Genomic DNA, 23,110 nt, shown 5'->3' with positions numbered 1-23,110 from the left:
TACATGATGCTTTACTATACAAACTTCCGACTCCTGAATATTATGAAAAATTCCTGCTTATGGCTGATGGCTTTGCTTCTGTCCGCGTTTGGTAGCAGTGCCCAGCAGACTACTCCCTCCAAACCCAACATTCTGGTGATTCTTACCGATGATCAGGGCTTTCATGATGTTTCTTACTACGGTACGAGCGACCTGCGCACGCCTCATATTGATCAACTGGCCCGTGAGGGAATGCGTTTTGATAATTTTTATGCCAATAGTACCGTCTGTTCGCCTACCCGGGCGGCGTTGCTATCGGGGCGGTATCAGGATCAGGTGGGCGTGCCGGGGGTAATCCGCACCCATGCCGACAATAGCTGGGGCTACCTGGCACCACAAACCAGTCTACTGCCGGCCCAGCTAAAAAAAGCAGGCTACCACACCGCCATAATCGGCAAGTGGCACCTGGGGCTACAGTCTCCCAATACCCCCAACGAACATGGTTTTGACTATTTTCATGGCTGGCTGGGCGACATGATGGATGACTACTGGCTGCACAGGCGCCACGACATCAACTACATGCGTAAGAATTCCCAAACGATTGATCCAAAGGGACATGCGACCGACCTTTTTACCCAATGGTCAGTGGACTACATCCAACAGCAGGCCGAAGATGCACAGCCATTTTTTTTGTATCTGGCCTATAATGCCCCGCATACTCCGGTACAACCACCCACCGAATGGGTGCAAAAAGTAAAAGCACGCCAACCGGGAATCTCGCCTAAAAGAGCCGAACTGGTAGCCTTAATTGAACACATGGACGATGGCATCGGCAAGGTCATTGCGGCGCTGAAAGAAAGTGGTCAATACACCAATACGCTTATAGTCTTTACAAGCGATAACGGCGGCTACCTACCCAGCCTGGCCAACAACGGCCCCACCCGCAACGGCAAAGGCAGCATGTACGAAGGTGGCCTGCGTGTACCGGCGAGTATTGTCTGGCCGGGCCAAATCAAGCCTGGGTCGGTTTCTGATCAGGTAAATCTTTCTATGGATGTTTATCCTACCTTACTGGAAGTCGCCGGAATTACTCCCGATGTATTGCTCAACGGGCGAAGTTTTTTACCAACGCTGCGTGGTCAATCTGCTCCACCCGAAGAACGCCCGCTCTATTTTACCCGGCGGGAAGGCGGCACAGACTACGCCGGACAGTGTATTTATGCCCTGCGGCTGGGCTCCTGGAAACTGCTCCAGAATACACCCTACGAACCCATGGAACTCTATAACCTGGATGATGATCCTCTGGAAAAAAAGAACGTGCGGGCGCAGCAGCCTGCGGTGTATAAAAAACTAAACGGTTTGCTGATGCAGCATATGCAACAAGGCGGAAAAGTACCCTGGCAAAAACCCGATCCAACCAAGTGAAGCTTTTATTTCTTTCTTAAACCACCAATTCATGATAACTCCTGCAACTTTTTTTTCATACGCCGGCAAACGACTGGTTTGCCTGGCCGGACTCGTAGCCCTAACCGGTTTGTATGCCGTTCAGGCACAAAAAAATGCCAAACCTAATTTCATCATCATCTTTACGGACGATCAGGGCTACGGAGATTTGGGCTGCTATGGGCACCCGACGATCAAAACGCCGAACATCGACCGTATGGCGGCTGAGGGACAAAAATGGACTAATTTTTATGTAGCCGCAAACGTTTGTACCCCTTCGCGTGCCGGACTGCTGACGGGCCGCCTTCCTGTCCGGACGGGTATGTATGGCGACAACCGACGGGTACTTTTTCCGGATTCAGACGGGGGACTTCCCCAAAGTGAAAATACCATTGCCCGGCTGCTGAAAACCGGTGGGTACAGCACAGCTGCCATCGGCAAGTGGCACCTGGGACACCTGCCGGCCTATTTGCCCACAAGCCACGGATTCGATTCCTACTACGGAATCCCGTACAGCAACGACATGGACCGGGTCAATAGCGTCGAATATACGGAGGCGTTTTTACATCCCAAGACGGAGTATTTTCAGGTGCCGATTTTGCGCAATACTCAGGAAATTGAGCGCCCGGCCGATCAGACCACAATCGTGAAACGCTACACGGCTGAGGCGATTACGTACATTAAAGCCAACAAAAAGAAGCCGTTTTTTTTGTACATGGCGCATTCGCTGCCGCACGTGCCGCTGTTTGCCTCAGCTGATTTCCTAGGAAAAAGTGAGCGGGGATTGTACGGCGACGTGATTGAGGAAATTGACTGGAGCGTCGGCCAACTTCTGAATACGCTGCGTAGCGAAGGACTGGACAAAAATACCTACGTAGTTTTTACCTCTGACAACGGTCCCTGGGCTATTTTCAACGAACATGCAGGCTCAGCGGGGCTGTTGTATGGAGCCAAAGGTACAAGCTACGAAGGCGGCGTACGGGTTCCGGCTATTTTTTGGGGACCGGGCCGCGTCAAGCCCGGGGTGGTGTCGAGCATGGGCAGTACGCTCGACTTGCTGCCTACGTTGTGCAGACTGGCCGGAGCTACTTTACCCAACGACCGTGTCTACGACGGCTTTGACCTCTCGGGCGTGTTGCAGGGCACAGCGGCTAATCCACGCAAGGATATGTACTTCTACCACGGCTCGAAACTGTTTGCTACCCGGCAGGGCGACTACAAGCTCTACTACTACAAAAACAACCCCCTGGGATATCCGGCCAAGGTCGAAAAACTAGACGAAGTTCAGCTGTTTAACGTTCAGCACGACCCTTCCGAAAAGTATAATCTGGCCGCCAAACACCCCGAAATTATTAAGCAAATAGAGCAGCAGGTCAAAGCGCACACTGCCAACATGCCTATCGCTGCAAGTGTTATTGAAAAGAGGATTCAGGCAAAAAAGTGACGGGAATAGCTGTACTAAAAATCCCTGGCAGAGTATCTGTCGGGGATTTTTATTTTTTGGGGGGTAAGTGAAAGTAATCCTGACAATTATAATTTAGATAGTCAACCTGAAACAAATAGTTTTATTCAACATTATCAGTTAACCACATAGTCAACGAACCAATTGGGCACATAGTTTGAGTCAAGTATATGGACTTCACTTCCATCTGTGATTTCTGCAATTAATAAACTGGCAGCACCAGAATTGTCCCACAAATAAGCCCTACTACTTTTCTTGATAGCTTTTTTTAGCTGTTGCAAACTTTTATAGTATCGAGTAGTCACTAATTCAGGAGCAACAAAGTGTCCATGCTGTGCTACTCTGATATTTACACGACTTACGTTAATTTGAGGGTCCTCCGTTGCGACAAAATATAAGTAGACCCGGTACCCACTGTCAAGGGCTCGTTGCAAAAACTTAACCTTGCTTTCATGACTCATTACGGTTTCGTAAGTAAACGAAATGCCATTCTTTAATAAACTTTGCCTGAGAAATTCAGACAGATCTGCTGCCAAATAAGAATCTACAAAGGTATCTACGAACAACACGTTATCTTTTACCGTTAGTTTACTCCATAAATCGGGTTCGGCTCTTTTTAATGGTGAAAAATTACTGGTTTTAAAATAATCATGAAGCTCATCTTCAATTACATAAAGCTGAAAACTGGAAAACAACATTACCCGAGTTTCTTTCAATTGACTTTCTATATCATCGGCATTCACATAAATACCAAATCCTATTTCGCTTCGTAAACTATTAACAATGGTGGTTTTCCCCGAACCATTTGGGCCCGCAAACACCCTCATCCGCTTAATAGTCATCCTATTTAAGTTTAAAGTGTTCAGGTAGTAGTGGATTTGTCTTCGCAAGGTTTCTGACAAAATGTTTGCTTCCGTCTGCTTTAATTTCATATAAGACGTTGTTTTCTTCTAAAAACATCGGCAGGTTGTTTTGCAAGGCGTGCTGATTGGCCCTGAATGTGGCCAACAGGGCTGCACCGGCCAAAGCGCCAATAGTAGCACCATTTTCTTTATTTTCAGATACCAACGCCCCGAGTGCTGCTCCAATAATCCCCCCTTTAATGAGCGTATTTACTATTTCTTCATCTTGTTTCATAGTTCTGCCCAGTTAAAAATAATCTAAAAATCATGCTAATTGACCTGCCCTTCTTCCTGCCAATGTAATTGCCACAGTGTACTAAAACCACTACTATTCCATATTTAATACTCCCCTAAATTACAATTTACTGCCAAAACTACCCAAATTTATTTCTGTTTATGAAAAATGAAACATCAGAGAGCAGTTTTTGAATCGAAGCATTTAAAAGTCGAAACTCTTACTCTGTCAGCTTCAATGATCCTGCATGTCTACTACTAACCGATAGCCTCAATATAACTTCTGAAAGTCGCAGACTTACCTTCCTAAAAAGTAATAAATTTTATTAGTCTATAAATTTGGTAGATTAAATAGACTTATTACCTTTGCTCCTGATTTTATTGTATAGTCAAATCTAAGCACCTGAAATTTTAAATAAACAACGATGAATCTGTTCTTCCCACCCAGGACACCACACGTACAACTTGCCCCACGCAGTTTCAACCCACTGTATGCGCCGTTCTTTTTTCTAATGACCTGTCCATACGGCCTGGCCACAGGTTGTTGACTCCATTCGTCATTTTCATCTAAAACCATTAACTAAACATCTGTTTACAAGCTAGTTATTGTATTCCAGCCAAACTCATCTTTGACTGGAAACAGAATCCTTTTGTCTTCTAACAAAACAAAAATACCCCATGAAACAACTTCTAAATTTTGCCTTTTTGCTGGGAATTTTTCTATTACCGCTCCTTTTGTCAGCTCAGGACAACGCGGTCATCAATGCCACAATCAGTGGCCAGGTGCTTGACTCACGATCAGATGAAGCTTTACCTGGGGCCACGGTTTCAATTAAAGGCACAACCAATGGTGCAACCACCGATGCAAATGGGGAGTTTTCATTACTTACCGGACAAAAGCTACCCTTCATACTCGTGGTATCCTATGTGGGATATGTAAAAAAGGAAGTCCTGATTACCACCAACCGCGTAACCATCCCATTGGATGAGCAATCGAACCAATTGGAGGACGTACTAATTACCTCCCGGCGGCGTCAGGAGTCGCCGCAGGATGTACCCATCCCAATCACCGTTATCAGAGGTGCAACAGCCGAAGACGCCGGTGCCTTTAACGTAAATCGGCTCAAAGAACTGGTCCCTACGGTACAACTTTACTCATCAAATCCACGAAATACCACTCTGAATATCCGTGGCCTGGGGTCTACTTTTGGACTAACCAATGATGGCATTGACCCCGGTGTCGGTTTTTATGTGGATGGCGTATATTTTGCCCGGCCGGCTGCAACAACCCTTGATTTTATTGATATAGAACAAATAGAGGTACTCCGCGGTCCACAAGGTACCCTTTTCGGAAAAAATACTACCGCCGGTGCGTTTAACATAACCACGCGCGCACCTGGTTTTCAGCCCGGCGCAAGCTTTGAAGTAAGCTATGGTAATTTCGGCTATGTACAGGCCAAAGCCTCGCTCACCGGCCCCCTGAGTAAAAAACTGGCAGGTCGGGTTTCTTTTTCGGGGACACAACGCAACGGGCTGCTTACCAACGTTGCTACGCAAAGTTCTGTTAATGATTTGAATAATCTGGGTTTTAGAGGACAACTGCTCTACACACCTTCTGATAAAATACGAGTGACACTCGCCGGGGATAACTCCCGCCAAAATCCCGATGGCTATGCACAGGTAGTTGCCGGTGTGGTCAGTACCCGGCGGGCAGCGTACCGGCAATTTGCTGCCATTATCTCTGACCTTAACTACTCGCTGCCCAGCAGCAATCCGTTTGACCGAATCATCGATCACGACACGCCATGGAGATCCAAAAATGAATTGGGAGGTATTTCATTGACAATGGATGCTAAAATCGGGCCGGGTACACTTACCTCAACCACCGCGTGGCGCTACTGGAACTGGGGCCCCTCCAACGACCGCGATTTTACCGGACTACCCGTGCTGAGTTTGTCACAGGCACCTTCCCGGCACGAGCAATGGACGCAGGAGATTCGGTATGCCGGAAACCTTTCGTCCAATTTGAGTGGGGTCGTTGGCGTGTTTGCCATTTGGCAGGATCTAAAAACCGATCCTTTCCATACCGAGGAATCTGGCGCAGCGCAATGGCGATTTGCCCAGAACTCTACAAATCCTCTTTGGCAAACACCCGGATTGCTCGATGGGTTTGGAATCCGAACCCGCTCGCAACTTCAATCTTTCGGCGGAGCAGTCTTTGGACAACTTGACTGGTCCATTACTGATAAACTTCACCTGCTGCCCGGAATTCGGTTTAACTATGACCAAAAGGATGTGGACTTTACCCGTCAGACCTATGGCGGATTACAAACCACCAATCCGGCATTAGTGGCCATTAAAAACGCTGTTTATTCCAATCAGGCCTTTTCAGCCAGCGTCAACGAAAATAACTTTTCGGGTCAGCTGACACTGGCCTACAAGGCATCAAAGGCAGTAAATGCCTACGCTACCTATGCCAATAGCTACAAGCCAGTTGGTGTCAACCTGGGCGGATTGCCAAGTGCCGGCGGCCAGGTATTGATCGAGCTTGCGGAGATAAAGCCTGAATATGTAACGCACTATGAGCTAGGTGTAAAAACCCGGCCAACACCGCAGTCAACGCTGAACTTCGTGGTGTACAATACGGATGTCCGGGACTTCCAAACACAGGTACAAACCGCAGAACTTGGGGTGAACAGGGGGTATTTGGCCAATGCCGAAAAAGTCAGGGTGTCGGGTGCGGAGATGGATGCAAGCGTACGGCTAAATGATCATTTTACGTTTCAGGGAGCGATTACCTATACCAATGGAAGGTACATATCCTTTACCAATGCGCCGGTTCCGCTGGAAGAAGTCGGAGGAGAATCGGCCTTTAAAGACGTATCGGGTGGAGAATTGCCCGGAATTTCAAAATGGGCCGGTTCGGTGGGTGGAGAAGTATCAGGAGCAGGTAAACTGATTTCACTGAAAGGCAGGTACTTTCTGGCGCTTGACGGCTACTATCGTTCCTCCTTTTCTTCCAGTCCGTCGCCCTCGGCCTTCCTGAACATTGACGGCTACACACTCCTGAACGCGCGGGCTGGTTTTCGGGCATCCAACGGATTGTCAATTCTGATTTGGTCACACAATCTGTTAAATAAAGACTACTTCGAGCAACTACTCCCCGCTGCCGGCAGTGCCGGGCACTACGCCGCCGTTCTGGGCGATCAGCGAACCTTTGGAACAACCCTGCGATATAGTTTTTGAACATCCAGGTTGTGGGTAGTAAATCGCACCGGGTTAATCCGTTGTATCCCTGATCTAGTGAGTAGGGATACAACGGATGCATTTCTGTATACTGATTCCATAGGCTACTTTATTTCTCTTTTTAATGAATATTCGACAAAAAAAGAAGTAACATGAGATCTCAATCGCTCTATAACACCCATTCTTTTCCCAACTATTTCTAAAATCAGGATTCTTTCAGGAAACAATTTTGCTAAACGTATATTTTTCCAATTAATATTTTGAATAAAAAACAAATCGCAAATTTTCCTCTATGTTAGTATAGGGAAAAAACTGTTTCACTTGTCTGTGGCACGTAGAATCCAACCCTGACACCGAAAAAGCGACTATGGCATTGACTGAAAGGCAAACTAGTAGTGTACCAGAGCAGCCCCTCCGGACTTCGGAAGAACCGTTTTTGGAAAATCAGCCGTTCACCACCCTGATGCCGGATGATGAACGGTTGCTTAGAGAAACCTTTGCCAGTCATCCTCAGGATGGCTGCGCACTGCTTTTTAACCGCTACTACGAAAGTCTGTGCAGCCACGCCATTCGGTTTGTGCATTCCAAAGAGATTGCGGAAGATCTGGTTTCTGAGCTTTTTGCTGCGTTTTGGCAGGACCGGATTTTTGAGCAAATCACGAGTTCTTACCGGGCTTACTTATACAAAGCCGTGCGTTTTCGGGCCTATAACTATTTGCGGTGGCAGCTCAAACGCAGCGATTCGCTGGATTCAATCAATCTTCCACTAACGGCCCAAACCGTAAGCCCGGATGATGCCCTGCAATATACCGAACTTCACCAACGGGTCGAAAAGATCATTCAGCAGCTACCCCCTCAATGTCGCCGGGCGTACCTGCTAAAACGGGTCGAAGGGAAAAAATACGAGGAGATTGCCGCCGAGCTTCAGATCAGCGCCAAAGCTGTGGAAGGGCTCGTCAGCCGTGCGCTGTTTAAGCTCCGCAAAGAGCTGAAAGACAATTGGTTTCTGAGCATTCTATTCGCTTTGGCACAAGGATTCTGAACCACTTAGTTGTTAACCTATCCAGCCATTTTATTCCTAAATTACCGAAATACCAAGTTACATGAAAGAATCAGTTACGAAGCAGCTTCTGTTCGACTTTTTTGAAGGAAAAACCACCTGTGTGCAGCGAAAACTTGTGGAGGAGTGGTTGGGGAGCAGTTCGGCCCATGAAGAACTGTTTTACCAGCATTTGGACGAATGGGAACGGAAATGCCCGCAGTTTTACCCAGACGCAGAGCGAGCCCGACAAACCTATGACGAACTGCTGCACGGTCGTTTATCTGCTGTTAAATCCGTTGAATTTTCACCGCTCCCACGCCCAAGGACAGGTCGTGTGTGGGCGTTACGGTTGGCTGTTGCGGCTTCGGTGCTGCTTGTGGGGTATTTCTTCCGGTCAAATTTGCTTTTTCGTTCCTACGAATCAGCTTCCGGTGAGTCGTATGCATTTGCTTTGCCCGATGGCTCACAGGTTACGCTCAATGCCAATTCCTGTTTGCGCGTGCCTCGCTTTACATTTGGTCATCCGTTACGGGAAGTGCAGCTCAGCGGCGAGGCAGAATTTAGCGTTACGCATACCAAAGACCACACGCCCTTTCGGGTGGTGATGGACGATCAGTATCAGATCGACGTGCTGGGGACGGAGTTTACGGCCTACTCGCGCGAGCGGGGCAAACGAGTGTATTTAAAAGAAGGAAAAGTTAAACTCAATCTTCCCAAAGGCGAGCAGATTTATCTCAAACCCGGCCACTGCTTTTCTGCTAGCCCGGACGGCGATTTCTCCGTGAGCATTCCCGAACAGCCGCAGGCGCTAATCGCCTGGAAAGAGCAGTCCTTTTACTTTGACAACACCTTACTGTCAGAAGTTGCAGAGCAAATCAAAGAGCGATTTTCAGTTACCGTTCGCATCCGCGACTCTGCCCTGGCCAACCGCCGCATTGGCGGCATGTACCGGGCTAAAAATGCCGACGAATTGCTAAGTATTTTGTCTGAATTACTGGAAATGACCATTACCAAAAAATCAGATTACATCGAATTACATACTACCAAACCTTAGAATCTATGAAAATTCAAGTTTTACAAAATTGGCTGCTGAGTCTGCTAGCCTTCATTCCATTGGGAACACCCTCCCTAAACGCTGCTACGCAGGATTTGACGTACGCACGAAAAACGTCACTGCCCCGAGCTTCCGAACTTCGGGTGGCTGAAAGCCAGAAGTTAAAGGATGCGCTGTTGGAATTGGGACGAAAATACCAGGTAAATATTCTTTTTGAAGAATCCACGCTCACCGGTATTTATGTACAAGCCGAAGACAAATCGGCTGATCCGAGACTGGAAAAAAAATTGGAAACATTGCTGAATCCCAATGGCTTAACCTACAAAAAAACGGGCAAGAATGCCTATTTGATCTGGAAAAAAAGTGAAGAAACCCAGAGCCGGGCGATTCCGAAATCTACCTCCGCCACTACCCAAAACAAGCTCGTACTCGAACAGGTAAGTCCGCTGCAACGGATGCAAAGTCCGGTGGCCGTAGACCGTGAAATAACCGGACAGATTACGGATGAAAACAAGATCGGTCTGCCCGGTGTAAGTGTACTGATTAAGGGCACCAACAAGGGAGCCGTTTCGGATCAAAACGGCACGTATTCCATCAGCATTCCTGACCAGTCAACGGTGTTGGTTTTTTCGTTTATTGGCTACATCAGCAAAGAATTAACGGTAACCAATCAAAGTCAGCTGAACGTGCAGCTTGTCCCGTCGATCAACAATCTAAGTGAGGTGATGGTCGTGGGCTACGGTACGCAGCGCAAGGGCGATATTACGGGTTCGATAGGGTCGATTTCGGCAAGAAACATTAAGGAAATTCAGGTAACCAATTTTGAAAACGCCCTGCAGGGACAAATTGCGGGTGTGCAGGTACAGGAACCCAGCGGCGAGCCCGGCGCGGCTACGACCATTCGGGTGCGCGGACTTGGCTCTGTGTCTGCCGGAAACGAACCACTCTACGTGATCGACGGATTTCCGGTCACCAAAAACATGGACCCCGGCATTCAGGGCGACATTACGCGCCGGACCACGGCATTTGCCCTGCCGGCGTCTAACCCGCTCGGGACAATTAACCCCAATGATATTGAGTCAATTGAAGTATTGAAAGATGCTTCGGCAGCGGCAATTTATGGTTCGCGGGGCTCAAACGGCGTCATTTTGATTACCACTAAAAAAGGAAAACTCAGCAGTAAACCCGTCGTCGGATTTGATGCTTATTTTGGTGTGCAGAATGTGGCTAAACGAGTAAACCTGATGAATTCAGAGCAGCTGACGGCTTATGTAATTGACTCGAAAAACAATGCTTATTTGCAGGATGTGCGCGGGGCAAACATCAACGACGACAACGCCACGCGCTATACCAAAACAACCAATGGCAGTTATTTTATTCCAGACGACTACGCCAATCCCGACGGTACAGATACCGATTGGCAGGATTTGATCTTTAAAACTGCGCCCGTGCAAAGCTACAATGCATCCGTTTCGGGAGGCAGTGAATTTGTAAAGTATTACTTCTCAGGCGGTTATTATAATCAAAAAGGAATCATTGATCGCAGCGGATTTGAGCGGTATAGTTTTCGGGTAAATCTGGAAGCCAACCCGGTGAAACGATTAAAAATTGGACTGGGACTAAGCCCTTCCTTTACAAACACCGACCGCTCACCAGCGGGAGCGCCCTATTTTGCCGATCCTCCCGGCATTGTGTATTCGGCCCTCGTAACCTCCCCCACGGTGAGGCCTTACCTTCCTGATGGCAGCATCAATCAGTCAGATAATCAGTCGCACCTGTTTACCGAAACCGGACGCGGCGCCAACATGACCGCTTCCAGCAATCCGTTGGCCATCATTGAACACGTAACGGACGATCTCAAACAATTCAGAATTTTTGGAAATGTGTATGCTGAATACGAAATTCTGGACGGATTAACGTATAAACTCTACACTGGAATTGATGTAAACAGCTACAATCGCTCGTTTTACATGGCACGGGCCTTTCGCAACCGGGCAGCCACCGCTGGTGATCCTTACGCACAGTCGAACGCCTCGCTCAACTATAACTGGGTAACTGAGAATACCTTGTCTTACAACAAAACCTTTGGACAACTACATAATTTCTCAGCGGTAGTTGGATACAGCGCCCAAAAAGACCGGTTGGATGCCAATCAGGTTTATGCCCAAAATCACCCCGACGACCTGTCGCCTACCATCAGCGGTGGACAGGTGACGAGTGGCGGCGACAACCGGCAGGAATGGTCGCTGGCTTCGGTACTGGCGCGGGTCAACTACTCGTTTCGGGATAAATATCTGCTAACGGCTACCATCCGCTCGGACCGATCATCACGCTTTGGCGCAGGAAATAAAACGGGCACTTTCCCTTCCGTTTCGGCAGGATGGCGAGTGTCGGAGGAATCATTCATGAAGGGTGTGACGGCAATCAGCGATCTGAAATTCCGGGGAAGCTGGGGACAAACCGGTAACTTTTTGATTCCCAACTATGCCGCAATTGGCCTTTTGAGTTCGTATAATTACATTTTTAACAACGTGCTTACCAATGGCATTGCACCATCGACGATCAGCAATGAAAATCTGACCTGGGAAAAAACCACGCAGGTAGATTTCGGGCTGGATTTCGGGCTCTTCCGCGAGCGGATTTTCATCTCAGCTGACTGGTACCGAAAACTCACGTCGGATCTGCTGCTTAACGTGCAGGTGCCGGCGGCAGTTGGTTTTTCTACCGCGCTGCAAAATATTGGGGAAGTAGAAAACAAAGGCTTTGAGCTGACCGTCAGCAGCCGAAATCTGGTAGGTGCTTTTGGCTGGACCACTGATTTTAACTTCTCTGCCAACAAAAACGAAGTGCTCAAACTCGGCCCAACCGGCGATCCGATTCTGAGTTCAGGTGGCGCTGGTATTCGGCACATAACTGAAATTGGCTCACCCATTGGCAGCTACTACGGCTACGTGGTCGAAGGAATTTACCAAAGTCAGGCAGAAGTTGACGCGGCCCCCAAAGATGCGCTTGCCCCGGCTGCCCGTGCGGGTGACTTTAAGTTCAAAGATATTAACGGCGATGGTAAAATTGACGCATCCGACCGCACCGCTATTGGAAACTATCAGCCCGATTTTATGTGGGGAATCACCAATCGGTTTAGTTTCAAAGGGATCGACCTAAGCGTTTTCTTTCAGGGTGTAGAAGGTTCAAAAATTCTGAATCTGACCCGCCGCCACCTGGGCAACGGCGAAGCGGCCACCAATTCCTACGCCGACTGGACCGAGCGCTGGATCTCTGCCGAAAATCCAGGCAATGGCAAAATCCCGCGTGCCGACCGCCTGTCGGATCTGCACAGTGGCAACAACCGTCCTTCTACGTTTCAGGTTGAAGACGGCTCTTACTTCCGGCTTCGCAGCCTGGCGCTGGGCTATACATTCCCCAAGGCGCTTCTGGGAACCAAAATTCAGTCGTTGCGGGCCTATGCATCCGGAACTAATTTATTTACAAAAACTGATTACATCGGCTACAACCCCGAAGTAAACAATCAGGCCGGATTAACCGGGGTACAGGGCGAGGATTACGGCGCTTATCCGTTGTCGCGCAACTTCACCTTCGGACTAAACGTGACTTTCTGAGTTGATTTTTTCAAAGAAGTAAAGCCATTTAACTTTATCCAAAAGACATGAAACTAAAAAAATTATATAGCCTACCGCTGCTCGCCGGAGCCCTGCTCTCATGCAGCGAAGATTTCACGAACCTAAATCCGGTGTCACAGCGGAACGTCAACGGGTTTTACCAAACAGCCGGAGATATGAACACGGCCATAAACGCAGCCTATAAAGTGCTGCAAATGAACGGCACCTACAATCAGAGCTACTGGATCATGCACGAGATGCGGACCGACAACACCGATCAGGGGCCGGACGGAACGGGGCTTGGTGCCGAGCTGACGGTGATTGACAATTTTTCCGAAATCGCTACGAGTGAGATCATTACGGCCGCCTACACCGATTCGTACCTGGGCATTGCCCGAAGCAACATTGTGCTCGACCGTATTGAGGCCATAGCCATGGATCAGGCAACCAAAGACCGGATTAAGGGCGAGGCACTGTTTCTGCGTTCGTTGTTTTTCTACAACCTTGCCGTTTCCTTTGGCAATATTCCAATGCCGCTCAGTGAAGCCAAATCGGCGGATGAAGGGCGCGCACTTCCGCAGGTACCGGCTGCCGAAATTTATCGGCAAATCAGTGCCGACCTGCTATTGGCCGAAGGATTTTTACCTGTCAAATACGCCGCTGCCGCTGATCTGGGACGGGCGACCAAGGGTGCTGCCGCGGCTTTGCTGGGGAAGGTTTACCTGACTGCCGGAGACAAACCCTCGGCCGCAGCGGTTTTAAAGCGGGTGGTAGACACCTACGGCTATTCGCTCGTGCCCGACTACGCCAACATCTGGGGACTCACCAACAAAAATAACCGAGAGTCAATTTTTGAAGTGCAGTACAAAGGAGGTGGTACCGGTACAGGAAATGGCTTTACCAACGCTTTTTCACCCCTGCTTCGGCAAACCACCGGTGCCTACAAAAACCGCCCAACCATCGAGATGATGAACGCTTACGAACCGGGTGACGACCGCTTTTTGAAATCAATGGATACCAGCTACGTAAACGCACAGGGCACACTGCTGACCAACTCGGCTAATAACGTCCGGTTTATTACCAAATTTGGCAAAGAAAATGGCTTCAACGAAAACGATGCTTCCTACAACTTCATGGTGCTGCGCTATGCCGATGTATTGCTGATGCTGGCCGAAGCGCTGGGTGAGTCTGAGGCTGCCTACGGATACATCAATCAGGTACGGGCCCGGGCCAAACTGGCGCCTATCAGTGCATCTACTCCGGGTACATTTGCCGATAAACTCCTGCACGAGCGCCGGGTAGAACTGGCCTTTGAAAATCATCGGTGGGCAGATCTCCGCCGGTTTGGCAAGGTAACCGAGGTCATGCAGGCGCAAGGTAAAACGGCTCGCCCGCTGTATCTGATTCCGCAGCGTGAACTGGATATTAATTCGTCCTACATACAGAACTAACCTTTTCTATACGAAACCGTCCTCTTTTTTACTTCCCCGATTCGGGTAAACAGTAGCCCGGATCGGGGGCTCCGAACGTACTTTATACTGATTTTATTTCTAAACCATGCATAACAAAATACTTAAAGCGGGGCTTTGGCTAATCTTTACCTTCGGCTGGGGCACCCTGACCGCTCAGGCACCGCAGCGATTGCCATCTTCCAAACTGGCACAGGACATCAAAAAACTCAATGTGCTGGGCAATGTGTTGTACATGGCGGCTCACCCCGACGATGAGAACACGACCTTTATTGCCTACATGGCCAATGAAAAATTATACAATACCAATTACCTGGCGCTCACCCGAGGCGACGGCGGCCAAAACCTCATCGGACCGCAAATCCGCGAGCAATTGGGGATGATTCGTACGCAGGAACTACTGCAGGCCCGAAGAGTCGATGGCGGGCGGCAGTTTTTTTCCCGCGCCAACGACTTTGGGTTTTCTAAAAATCCGCAGGAGGCCTTTATGATTTGGGAAAAAGAACAACTCCTGGCCGATGCCGTGTGGGTGATCCGGCAGGTGAAACCCGACGTAATCGTAACGCGTTTTCCGCCTGACAGCCGGGCCGGGCACGGCCACCACAGCGCCTCATCCATTCTGGCCGAGGAAGCATTTGACGCTGCTGCCGATCCAAAACGTTTTCCCGAACAACTCAAATTCGTTGAACCCTGGCAAGCCAAACGACTCCTTTGGAATATCAGCATGTGGTCGATAACCAATCGGGCTGAGTTTATAAAAAATGCGGGACAGTATCTGCAAATCGATTTGGGTGGGTATAATCCCCTGCTTGGAAAATCCTACGGCGAGCTTTCGGCAGAAAGCCGCAGCATGCACCGAAGTCAGGGTTTTGGCTCGGTCGGTACGCGCGGAACATCGGTAGAATATTTCCAGCACACCAAAGGCGACAAAACCATGACCGACCTGTTTGAAGGTATCGATACGTCGTGGAAACGGGTGAAAGGCAGCGCCAAAATTGAACAGCTCGTACAGCAGGCTGCCAGAGAATTTGACGCCACCAACCCCGCCGGAAGCGTACCGCTGCTGCTGTCAATCCGCTCGGAGTTACAAAAATTACCGGATGGCTTCTGGAAAACATCCAAACTAGCCGACGTTCAGGAGCTGATAAAAAATTCAATGGGGCTTTATCTTGAAGTAACGGCCACCGAATTTGCCTACCCGCCCGGCGCTACTTTACCCCTCACGGTAGAAGCCATCAACCGCTCATCGGTGCCGGTTTCGCTGGAAAAAATTAAACTGCCTTTTGCATCAAAAGATTCTGTCATCCGTGCGTCGCTGGCGTATAATCAGGACCTAACCTTTGAAACCAACGCACTCATTCCTGCTAAAACTCCCATTTCCCAACCGTATTGGCTGCGTAAGGAAATTGGGTACGCGGGGCTGTTTTCGGTCGATAATTTGCAGGAAATCGGCTTACCCGAAAATCCCCCCGTTGCCCTGGTGACCTTTGATTTGCTCGTAGCGGGACAACCTCTGCGCGTGGATGTTCCGGTGGTTTTCAAGAAAAAAGATCCTGTTTTGGGTGAAATTTATCAGCCGTTGGTAGTAACTCCTCCGGTATTTGCCACAATTGCCCAGGAAGTGTACATGTTTGACACAGCCGAACCACGGAAAGTTGATGTGACGATCAAAGCTGGAAAAGATAACTGCTCGGGTGAAGTAAAACTGGCACTACCCACAGGATGGAAATCCATTCCCGAAAAAGTCCCCTTTGCTATACAGGAAAAAGGCGCTGAGCAGACCGTAGAATTTCAGCTCTTTCCCCCCGCAGACCCGCAGGAGGCCAACGTCCGGGCCGTCGTAACGCTGGAAGGCAAAGAATACGACAAAAGCTTTGGCCTGATCAGCTACACGCACATTCCGGCACAGGTGTTTTTCCCCACCGCCTCGACCAAAGCCGTCAAGCTGGATCTGGTTAAAAAAGGTACCAACATTGGCTATATCATGGGCGCAGGAGACTTGATTCCGCAGAGTTTGCGGCAAATCGGCTACCGCGTCACACTGCTTGAAGATCAGGACATGACGCCCGAAAAGCTGGGAACATTTGATGCCATCATTACCGGCGTTCGGGCGTATAATACCAACGAACGCATGAAACATCATCAGGCAGCGTTGCTGAAATACGTCGAAAATGGCGGCAATCTGGTGGTACAATATAATACCAATATGGGCTTAAAAACAACTGAACTGGGCCCCTACCCTTTTGAACTTACCCGCGACCGCATCACGGAGGAGACTTCCGAAGTACGGTTTATCAAACCCGAAAGTGCGGTGCTGAATTCACCAAACAAAATTACGGCTGACGATTTCAACAGCTGGGTACAAGAGCGTGGATTATATTTTCCGCAGAATTGGGCTCCTGAATACGAAGCCGTTATTTCTTCCAACGATCCCAACAGCCCGCCCCTGGATGGCGGTATTCTGGTAGCCCGCTATGGCAAAGGAAACTACGTCTACACCAGTTTGTCCTGGTTTAGAGAACTCCCCGCGGGGGTGCCGGGGGCTTATCGACTTTTTGTAAACCTGCTTTCTATCGGCGACTAATGACAACTGTTCAAACCACCAAAATTCCGGCAAACGCCCCTACACGAGTGGCGCCCCAACGTCTGCAATCGCTCGATACCCTGCGGGGATTCGACATGTTCTGGATTACTGGCGGCGGGCAGCTTGTTCATGCCCTTACTGCCGCCACGGGCTGGGTGTGGCTGCAAAGCATAGATAATCAGCTACATCATCCCGAATGGCACGGCTTTCGGGCCTACGACCTGATTTTCCCGCTCTTTATTTTTATGGCGGGTGTGTCTACGCCATTTTCGATGGATAGCCGCCTGGCTAACGGCTACTCACGCTCGCGCCTGGCCCGCAAAGCCGTGCAGCGGGGTCTGATTCTGGTAGCGCTGGGAATTTTGTACAACAATGGTTTATTCAAAACCGAATGGGCAGATATGCGCTACCCGAGCGTGTTGGGCCGCATCGGTCTGGCCGGAATGTTTGCGCAGCTGCTCTACATTTACAGCCCTACGCGTGCACTTTACGTCTGGTTTGGGGGAATACTGCTGGGATATTGGGCCTTTATGACTCTTTTCCCGGTGCCTGACTGCGGTGCTGGTTTGTTGACTATTGAGTGCAATCCGGCAAGTTATCTGGATCAGCTCCTGGTGCCCGGTCGATTGCACAACAAAATCCATGATCCCGAAGGATTGATTTCTACCCTACCCGCCATTGCCACGGGTTTACTCGGAATTTTTGCCGGAAAATTCCTGCGGCTTTCCCCACAGCAGGTGGCCCCGGCCCGCAAAGTTTGGCTCCTGTTGGCAGCCGGCGTGGTTTGCGTGGGGCTGGCTTTGGTTTGGAATTTGTTTTTTCCAATAAATAAAAATATCTGGACAAGCTCTTTTGTGCTGCTGACCGGTGGGTTAAGTTTTTTATTGCTGGCACTATTCTACGGTGTCATTGATGTGTTGCAATTTCGCTCTTGGACTTTCTTCTTTGTGGTCATCGGCATGAACTCCATTGTGATTTATATGGTCAAAAAATTCATTGATTTTTCCTTTACCGCCGATGCGCTCTTTGGGGGCTTGCTGAGCTTTTTTTCAGAACCGGTACAAATTGTTGGCGCGGTGGTAGCCTATATTTTCATTCAATGGGTATTTATGTGGATTCTGCATCGCAATAAATTATTTCTAAAAGTGTAATTTGTCGATAAATTCATTTGCTTAACCTTTAAAAATATCTATTTCCCGCTCAAACCGCCTGTTTTTCAGGTGTGCTTTGGGCGGGATATTCAAGTATTCAATCCTTATGCAAGAAAAAGATTTTACGAAAAAAGGAATTTCCAGGCGCGACTTCGTCAAAGGAACCGCCGCTACTCTGGCCGCTTTTAGCATTGTTCCCCGCCACGTGTTGGGGAAAGGGTTTCTGGCGCCAAGCGATCAGCTGACCAAAGGCATCATTGGAGTGGGTGGGATGGGACAAGGCCACATTCCCTACGCCGGCACCCGCGTGGTGGCCATTTGTGATGTAGACAAAAGACATCTTTCCTCTACCCTAGCCAAGCTTGATAAAGGCACCAAAACATTCAGCGATTACCGAGAACTGATTCAGCTTCCAGAAGTGGATATTGTTCACATTGCCACGCCCCCGCACTGGCACGGCATTATGGCCGCCGACGCCGCCCGTGCCGGAAAAGATATCTGGTGCGAAAAACCCATGACCCGCACCATCGGGGAAGGCAAACGAGTGATGGAGGCCGTACAGCAGCACGGGCGTATTTTCCGGCTCAATACCTGGTTTCGGTTTGAATCCAATTTTTACGGAATGAACACCACCGTAAAACCCATCAAAAAACTCGTCGATAGCGGCATGCTGGGCTGGCCCCTGACGGTCACCGTTGGAAAGCATACGGGTTTTGACTGGAAGTTTTACTGGGTAGGCAAAACGGATCTCACACCGCAGGCCGTGCCGGCTGAACTCGACTACGATCAGTGGCTGGGCCCTGCACCCTACAAACCCTACAACGCACACCGCACCCACGGGACGTTCCGCGGCTACTGGGATTACGACGGTGGCGGACTCGGCGACATGGGACAGCACTACATCGACCCGATTCAGTATTTTCTGGGAAAAGATCACACAAGCCCCGTGCGGGTAGAAGTAGACGCTCCTCAACAGCATACCGACGCCGTAGGCACCTGGCGACGGATTGAATTTACCTACGAAGATGGCTGCAAGATTATTCTTGACGGCGAAGGAAAAGACGTAAACGCGCCCTACATTGCCGGTCCCAAAGGCAACGTGTATAATGGTTTCCGTTGCGACATTCCTGATTTTGAGAAAAAATTAGCCGCTTTTCCCGATCCTGAGCCTCAGGTGACAGATTTTGTGGAAGCAGTGAAAAAACGGCAGAAATTTGCGCTCAACGAAGAAAACGGCCACCGTTCCTGCACGATTGTAAACATGGGACTGGCCGCTCTGCGGCTGGGAAGATCGCTGTCGTTTGATCCGGTAAAACAACAGTTTATCGACGATGAAGGTGCCAACCGTCTCATTGACCAACCCATGCGCGCACCCTGGAACGTGTAAGAAAGTTTTGTGAAAAGCAAGATTTACTGTCTTTACTTTTCCCCGTTAAGTTTGTCCTAATGCCTCATGAAACTACCCAAAGAAGTGAAAAAATATATCTTTAATACCATCCTGTTTTGCCTGCTGCTGACTCCCGCCTGGGCGCAGCAACTAAACACAAATCGAACCACCGCCACGCGCATCGCGGATCTGCTGGCCCAAATGCCTGCCAAAGACGCCAAAGCGCTGGCCAAAAATGCTGAAGAAACAGCTGCCCTGGGCAAAGACGGCCTGGCGCTGCTTATCTCGCGGCTTTATCCAACCGGCCACGGCGACAACTCGGCGATTCAATATGCCATCGGTGGATTTACTTACTACGTTACCCAACCCGGTAAAGAAGCCTGGCGCCAACTAGCCTCCGAAGCATACGCGCAGGCCTTGCCCAAATTGACCGATAAAACTAATCAGGCTTTTGTCCTTTTTCAGTTGCAGCAGGTTGCAAAAGCCGAAGCAGTTCCAACCCTGATTACTTTTTTAGAAGATAAAGAACTGGCCGGGCCCGCTGCCCGCGCGCTGGCAAAAGCCGCAACTCCACAAGCCGGTCAGGCCCTGATGGCGGCGCTGGAAAAACCCTGGGGAGACAATCACCTGTCGTTTATGGAAGCTTTGGGCGATATGCCCTACCCTGAGGCGGCACCCGTTGTGGAGCGCCTGGCTGCAAACGAGGATCCAATAGTTAAAAATACGGCTAATTATACCCTGGCTCAGCTGGCCATGCCGTCCTCAGAAAACCTGCTGCAACAGGCTGCACAAAAGAGCGGCTACGTATACAGCGAGTCCAACGGTACGGCCTACTACCTTCGGTATCTGACCCTCAGACTGGCCAAAGGAGAAAACGCCGCCGTAGCCAAAGCCGCTCAAACGCTGCTCAACCAAACGACGGCTGCTACACAAACAGCTACCCGCACGGCCGCACTCAAACTTCTGGCTGATGCCACAGGCGAGGCCGGAGCAACTATTCTGGTAAAAGCTGCCGAAAGTGCCGACGGAGAATATCGTGCCGCGGCCCTGAAATACCTGCAACCTCTGGCAAGCCCGGCAAATACAGCGCTGCTACTAAAAACGCTGGCCAAAGGTTCTCCGGCGGTGAAGGCGGATGTTATGAGTTATTTTGGAAAGATCAATGCCAAAGCGGCCCTGCCTGCCATCCTTAAATTGCTTTCAGCCAAAGACCAAAGCGTTCAGCTGGCAGCAATTGATGCGGCTGGAAAAATCGGAGATGAAAGTGCTATCCCTGCCTTTCTACCTCTGCTCAAATCCGGAAACAGCGAAACAATTCGGGCGGTAAAAACAGCCATTTTGTCCATGAAAGGCTCAAAAGTTGTCGATCAGGTGGCGGCCGCAACTCCGTCGCTTGTGCCGGCAGCGCAGGTAGCTTTTGTTGAAATTCTGGCTGCCCGCCGGGCTGATACGCAGATGAGCGTCATTTCGGCCCTGCTCAAAAGCCCGAATGCAGACGTGAAAACAGCCGCCTTTACGGCTTTGAAACAGGTCGCTACCGGTCAGGATTTACCCCAACTTTTTACCCTGCTGAATACGACCACCGATGCGGGTCATCAGGTATCGGTGCAGGAAGCAATTAAAGCGACGATTGGGTCGGCAGGAAAAGTGGATCAGCAAACGGATCGCGTGATGCAGCAAATGGCCTCCGCTCCTATGCCCTCGGCATATTTGCCCATTTTGGCGGCAATTGGGGGTAAGAAAGCATTGACTGCCGTAACGACTGCCTACAAAAGTTCCGATCAGCAAATGCAGCAGGCAGCTATTGGTTCGCTGGCGTCCTGGTCTACGCAGGAAGCAGCCGGAGAACTATATACAATTGGAACAACCACAACCAACGACAGCTACCGCGATGCGGCTCTGAAAGGATTTGTGAAAAGTATCAGCAGCTCGCCGGCCACTCCCGTTCAGAAAGTTCTGTCGCTACGCAAAGCACTGACTTTCGTCAAAACAGCTGAACAGAAACAGCTGGTTTTGAAAGAATTACAAAAAAATAAAACCTTTGAGTCCCTGGTTGTAGCTGGCAAATACCTTGACGATGCACCCGTGCAGCAGGCTGCCGCACAGGCCGTCATGAGTATTGCCCTGGCCAACCCCGACTGGAATGGTTCGGTGGTGAGCGGCCTTCTTAACAAAACCATGCAGGTGCTGGCCGGACAAGATAGTGAGTACCAAAAAGAGGCCATACGCAAGCACCTTTCGGAGCTGCCTAAAGGCGATGGTTTTGAGGCAATTTTTAACGGAAAAGATTTGACCGGCTGGAAAGGACTCGTCGAAAACCCCATCAAACGCGCCAACATGCCTGCCGATTCGCTTCGCGCCAAACAAGCCCTTGCGGACGAAAAGATGCGTACCGGATGGGTGGTGAAGAATGGCGAACTGGTCTTTACCGGAAAGGGAGATAATCTATGTACCGAGAAAAAATATGGCGATTTTGAAATGTACGTAGACTGGAAAATCGAACCCGAAGGCGATGCCGGAATCTACCTGCGGGGCACCCCACAGGTGCAGATTTGGGATACCTCCCGTGTGAGCGTGGGCGCACAGGTGGGCTCGGGTGGATTGTACAATAATCAGAAAAATGAAAGTAAGCCTTCGCAGGTAGCCGATAACGCCGTGGGCGAATGGAATACATTTTATATCAAAATGATTGGCGACCGGGTAACCGTCGATTTAAATGGTATTCGGGTGGTTGAAAACGTAATCCTGGAAAACTATTGGGATAAAAATCTGCCGATTTTTCCTACGGAACAACTTGAATTACAGGCCCATGGAACGCAGGTCTACTACCGGGATATTTATGTCAAAGAGCTTGCCCGCCCCGAGCCGTTTGTGCTTCCGGAAGATGAAAAACTAGCTGGTTTTAAACTACTTTTTGACGGTACCAACATGCACGAATGGACCGGAAATACGCAGGATTATGTCATCGAGGAAGGTGTCCTGGTGACCCGTCCCACGGGTCGCGGCAACGGAAATCTATATACGAAGGAGCAATACCAGGATTTCAATTTTCGGTTTGACTTTCAGCTGACGCCCGGTGCCAACAACGGTTTGGGCATTCGTGCTCCGCTTTCGGGCGATGCCGCTTACGTGGGCGCTGCCGAGTTACAGATTCTGGACGATACCGCGCCCATTTATGCTAACCTGCAACCCTATCAGTATCATGGGTCGGTGTACGGCATTATCCCCGCCAAACGCGGTGCCCTGAAACCCGTTGGCGAATGGAATTCAGAAGAGGTAATCCTTCAAGGCAATAAAATAAAGGTAATCTTGAACGGAACTACGATCATTGACGGCGATTTGGCAGAAGCTACCAAAAACGGAACAGCCGACAAAAAAGATCATCCCGGCCTGACTAATCCCACGGGTCATATCGGGTTTTTGGGCCACGGAACGGTGGTGAAGTTTCGGAATATTCGGGTGAAGGATTTGACGGTAAAAGAAGCTCCTGCACCTGTGGAGGAAACGAAGAAAAAGCGTCGGAAGAAATAAGCTTTTGTA

At 49.6% G+C, this 23,110-nt stretch carries 13 protein-coding genes; 11 read left to right on the top strand and 2 right to left on the bottom strand.

Features of this window, described 5'->3' with window-relative positions:
- The first annotated feature begins 42 nt into the window (after positions 1-42).
- Together EZE20_RS05080 and EZE20_RS05075 are read left to right on the top strand one after the other, a co-directional pair.
- Complete coding sequence (locus EZE20_RS05080; RefSeq protein ID WP_132115198.1) at positions 43-1,404, top strand: sulfatase family protein; 1,362 nt, start codon at positions 43-45, stop codon at positions 1,402-1,404.
- Positions 1,405-1,435: 31 nt separating this feature from the next.
- Positions 1,436-2,866: a sulfatase family protein gene (locus EZE20_RS05075; RefSeq protein WP_132115196.1), complete on the top strand. Its 1,431-nt coding sequence runs from the start codon at positions 1,436-1,438 to the stop codon at positions 2,864-2,866.
- Positions 2,867-3,000: 134 nt separating this feature from the next.
- Here the strand turns inward: EZE20_RS05075 and EZE20_RS05070 are convergent, their stop codons facing one another.
- Both EZE20_RS05070 and EZE20_RS05065 read right to left on the bottom strand, forming a co-directional pair.
- Complete coding sequence (locus EZE20_RS05070) at positions 3,001-3,726, bottom strand: zeta toxin family protein (protein ID WP_165933408.1); 726 nt, start codon at positions 3,724-3,726, stop codon at positions 3,001-3,003.
- 1 nt (position 3,727) lies between these two features.
- Entirely contained in the window at positions 3,728-4,021 is a 294-nt protein-coding gene (locus EZE20_RS05065) for a hypothetical protein (RefSeq protein ID WP_132115192.1), read from the bottom strand.
- Positions 4,022-4,698: 677 nt separating this feature from the next.
- Between EZE20_RS05065 and EZE20_RS05060 the strand changes: the two genes are divergently transcribed.
- The 9 genes from EZE20_RS05060 to EZE20_RS05020 all read left to right on the top strand — a co-directional run bounded on the left by EZE20_RS05060 (position 4,699) and on the right by EZE20_RS05020 (position 23,101).
- Positions 4,699-7,266, top strand: coding sequence for a TonB-dependent receptor (locus EZE20_RS05060; protein WP_132115190.1), 2,568 nt, complete (start codon positions 4,699-4,701; stop codon positions 7,264-7,266).
- A 367-nt stretch (positions 7,267-7,633) separates the two neighbouring features.
- Complete coding sequence (locus EZE20_RS05055) at positions 7,634-8,308, top strand: RNA polymerase sigma-70 factor (RefSeq protein ID WP_132115188.1); 675 nt, start codon at positions 7,634-7,636, stop codon at positions 8,306-8,308.
- 61 nt (positions 8,309-8,369) lie between these two features.
- Complete coding sequence (locus tag EZE20_RS05050; protein ID WP_132115186.1) at positions 8,370-9,362, top strand: FecR family protein; 993 nt, start codon at positions 8,370-8,372, stop codon at positions 9,360-9,362.
- A gap of 5 nt (positions 9,363-9,367) precedes the next feature.
- Positions 9,368-12,979 (top strand): SusC/RagA family TonB-linked outer membrane protein, encoded by a 3,612-nt coding sequence (locus EZE20_RS05045; protein ID WP_132115184.1) that lies wholly within the window; start codon positions 9,368-9,370, stop codon positions 12,977-12,979.
- A gap of 47 nt (positions 12,980-13,026) precedes the next feature.
- Positions 13,027-14,430, top strand: a complete 1,404-nt coding sequence (locus EZE20_RS05040) for a RagB/SusD family nutrient uptake outer membrane protein (protein ID WP_132115182.1) — start codon at positions 13,027-13,029, stop codon at positions 14,428-14,430.
- Between the two features lie 106 nt (positions 14,431-14,536).
- Entirely contained in the window at positions 14,537-17,032 is a 2,496-nt protein-coding gene (locus EZE20_RS05035; protein ID WP_132115180.1) for a PIG-L family deacetylase, read from the top strand.
- Positions 17,032-18,183: an acyltransferase family protein gene (locus EZE20_RS05030; protein WP_132115178.1), complete on the top strand. Its 1,152-nt coding sequence runs from the start codon at positions 17,032-17,034 to the stop codon at positions 18,181-18,183. Before EZE20_RS05035 ends, EZE20_RS05030 begins: the two co-directional genes overlap by 1 nt.
- Before the next feature lie 106 nt (positions 18,184-18,289).
- Complete coding sequence (locus tag EZE20_RS05025; protein WP_132115176.1) at positions 18,290-19,570, top strand: Gfo/Idh/MocA family oxidoreductase; 1,281 nt, start codon at positions 18,290-18,292, stop codon at positions 19,568-19,570.
- 66 nt (positions 19,571-19,636) lie between these two features.
- Positions 19,637-23,101, top strand: coding sequence for a DUF1080 domain-containing protein (locus tag EZE20_RS05020; RefSeq protein WP_132115174.1), 3,465 nt, complete (start codon positions 19,637-19,639; stop codon positions 23,099-23,101).
- Positions 23,102-23,110 lie beyond the last annotated feature (9 nt).

Origin of the sequence: Arundinibacter roseus (assembly GCF_004348825.1) — a bacterium.
GTDB lineage: Bacteria > Bacteroidota > Bacteroidia > Cytophagales > Spirosomataceae > Arundinibacter > Arundinibacter roseus.
The sequence above is the reverse complement of the archived record's forward strand: the minus strand, read 5'-3'. Positions and strand labels throughout refer to the sequence as shown.

What these genes read in the sequence shown, in the direction of transcription:
- EZE20_RS05080 (WP_132115198.1), top strand. Translation starts at nt 43, where the DNA reads ATGAAAAATTCCTGCTTATGGCTGATGGCTTTGCTTCTGTCCGCGTTT.
- EZE20_RS05075 (WP_132115196.1), top strand. Translation starts at nt 1,436, where the DNA reads ATGATAACTCCTGCAACTTTTTTTTCATACGCCGGCAAACGACTGGTT.
- EZE20_RS05070 (WP_165933408.1), bottom strand. Translation starts at nt 3,726, where the DNA reads ATGACTATTAAGCGGATGAGGGTGTTTGCGGGCCCAAATGGTTCGGGG.
- EZE20_RS05065 (WP_132115192.1), bottom strand. Translation starts at nt 4,021, where the DNA reads ATGAAACAAGATGAAGAAATAGTAAATACGCTCATTAAAGGGGGGATT.
- EZE20_RS05060 (WP_132115190.1), top strand. Translation starts at nt 4,699, where the DNA reads ATGAAACAACTTCTAAATTTTGCCTTTTTGCTGGGAATTTTTCTATTA.
- EZE20_RS05055 (WP_132115188.1), top strand. Translation starts at nt 7,634, where the DNA reads ATGGCATTGACTGAAAGGCAAACTAGTAGTGTACCAGAGCAGCCCCTC.
- EZE20_RS05050 (WP_132115186.1), top strand. Translation starts at nt 8,370, where the DNA reads ATGAAAGAATCAGTTACGAAGCAGCTTCTGTTCGACTTTTTTGAAGGA.
- EZE20_RS05045 (WP_132115184.1), top strand. Translation starts at nt 9,368, where the DNA reads ATGAAAATTCAAGTTTTACAAAATTGGCTGCTGAGTCTGCTAGCCTTC.
- EZE20_RS05040 (WP_132115182.1), top strand. Translation starts at nt 13,027, where the DNA reads ATGAAACTAAAAAAATTATATAGCCTACCGCTGCTCGCCGGAGCCCTG.
- EZE20_RS05035 (WP_132115180.1), top strand. Translation starts at nt 14,537, where the DNA reads ATGCATAACAAAATACTTAAAGCGGGGCTTTGGCTAATCTTTACCTTC.
- EZE20_RS05030 (WP_132115178.1), top strand. Translation starts at nt 17,032, where the DNA reads ATGACAACTGTTCAAACCACCAAAATTCCGGCAAACGCCCCTACACGA.
- EZE20_RS05025 (WP_132115176.1), top strand. Translation starts at nt 18,290, where the DNA reads ATGCAAGAAAAAGATTTTACGAAAAAAGGAATTTCCAGGCGCGACTTC.
- EZE20_RS05020 (WP_132115174.1), top strand. Translation starts at nt 19,637, where the DNA reads ATGAAACTACCCAAAGAAGTGAAAAAATATATCTTTAATACCATCCTG.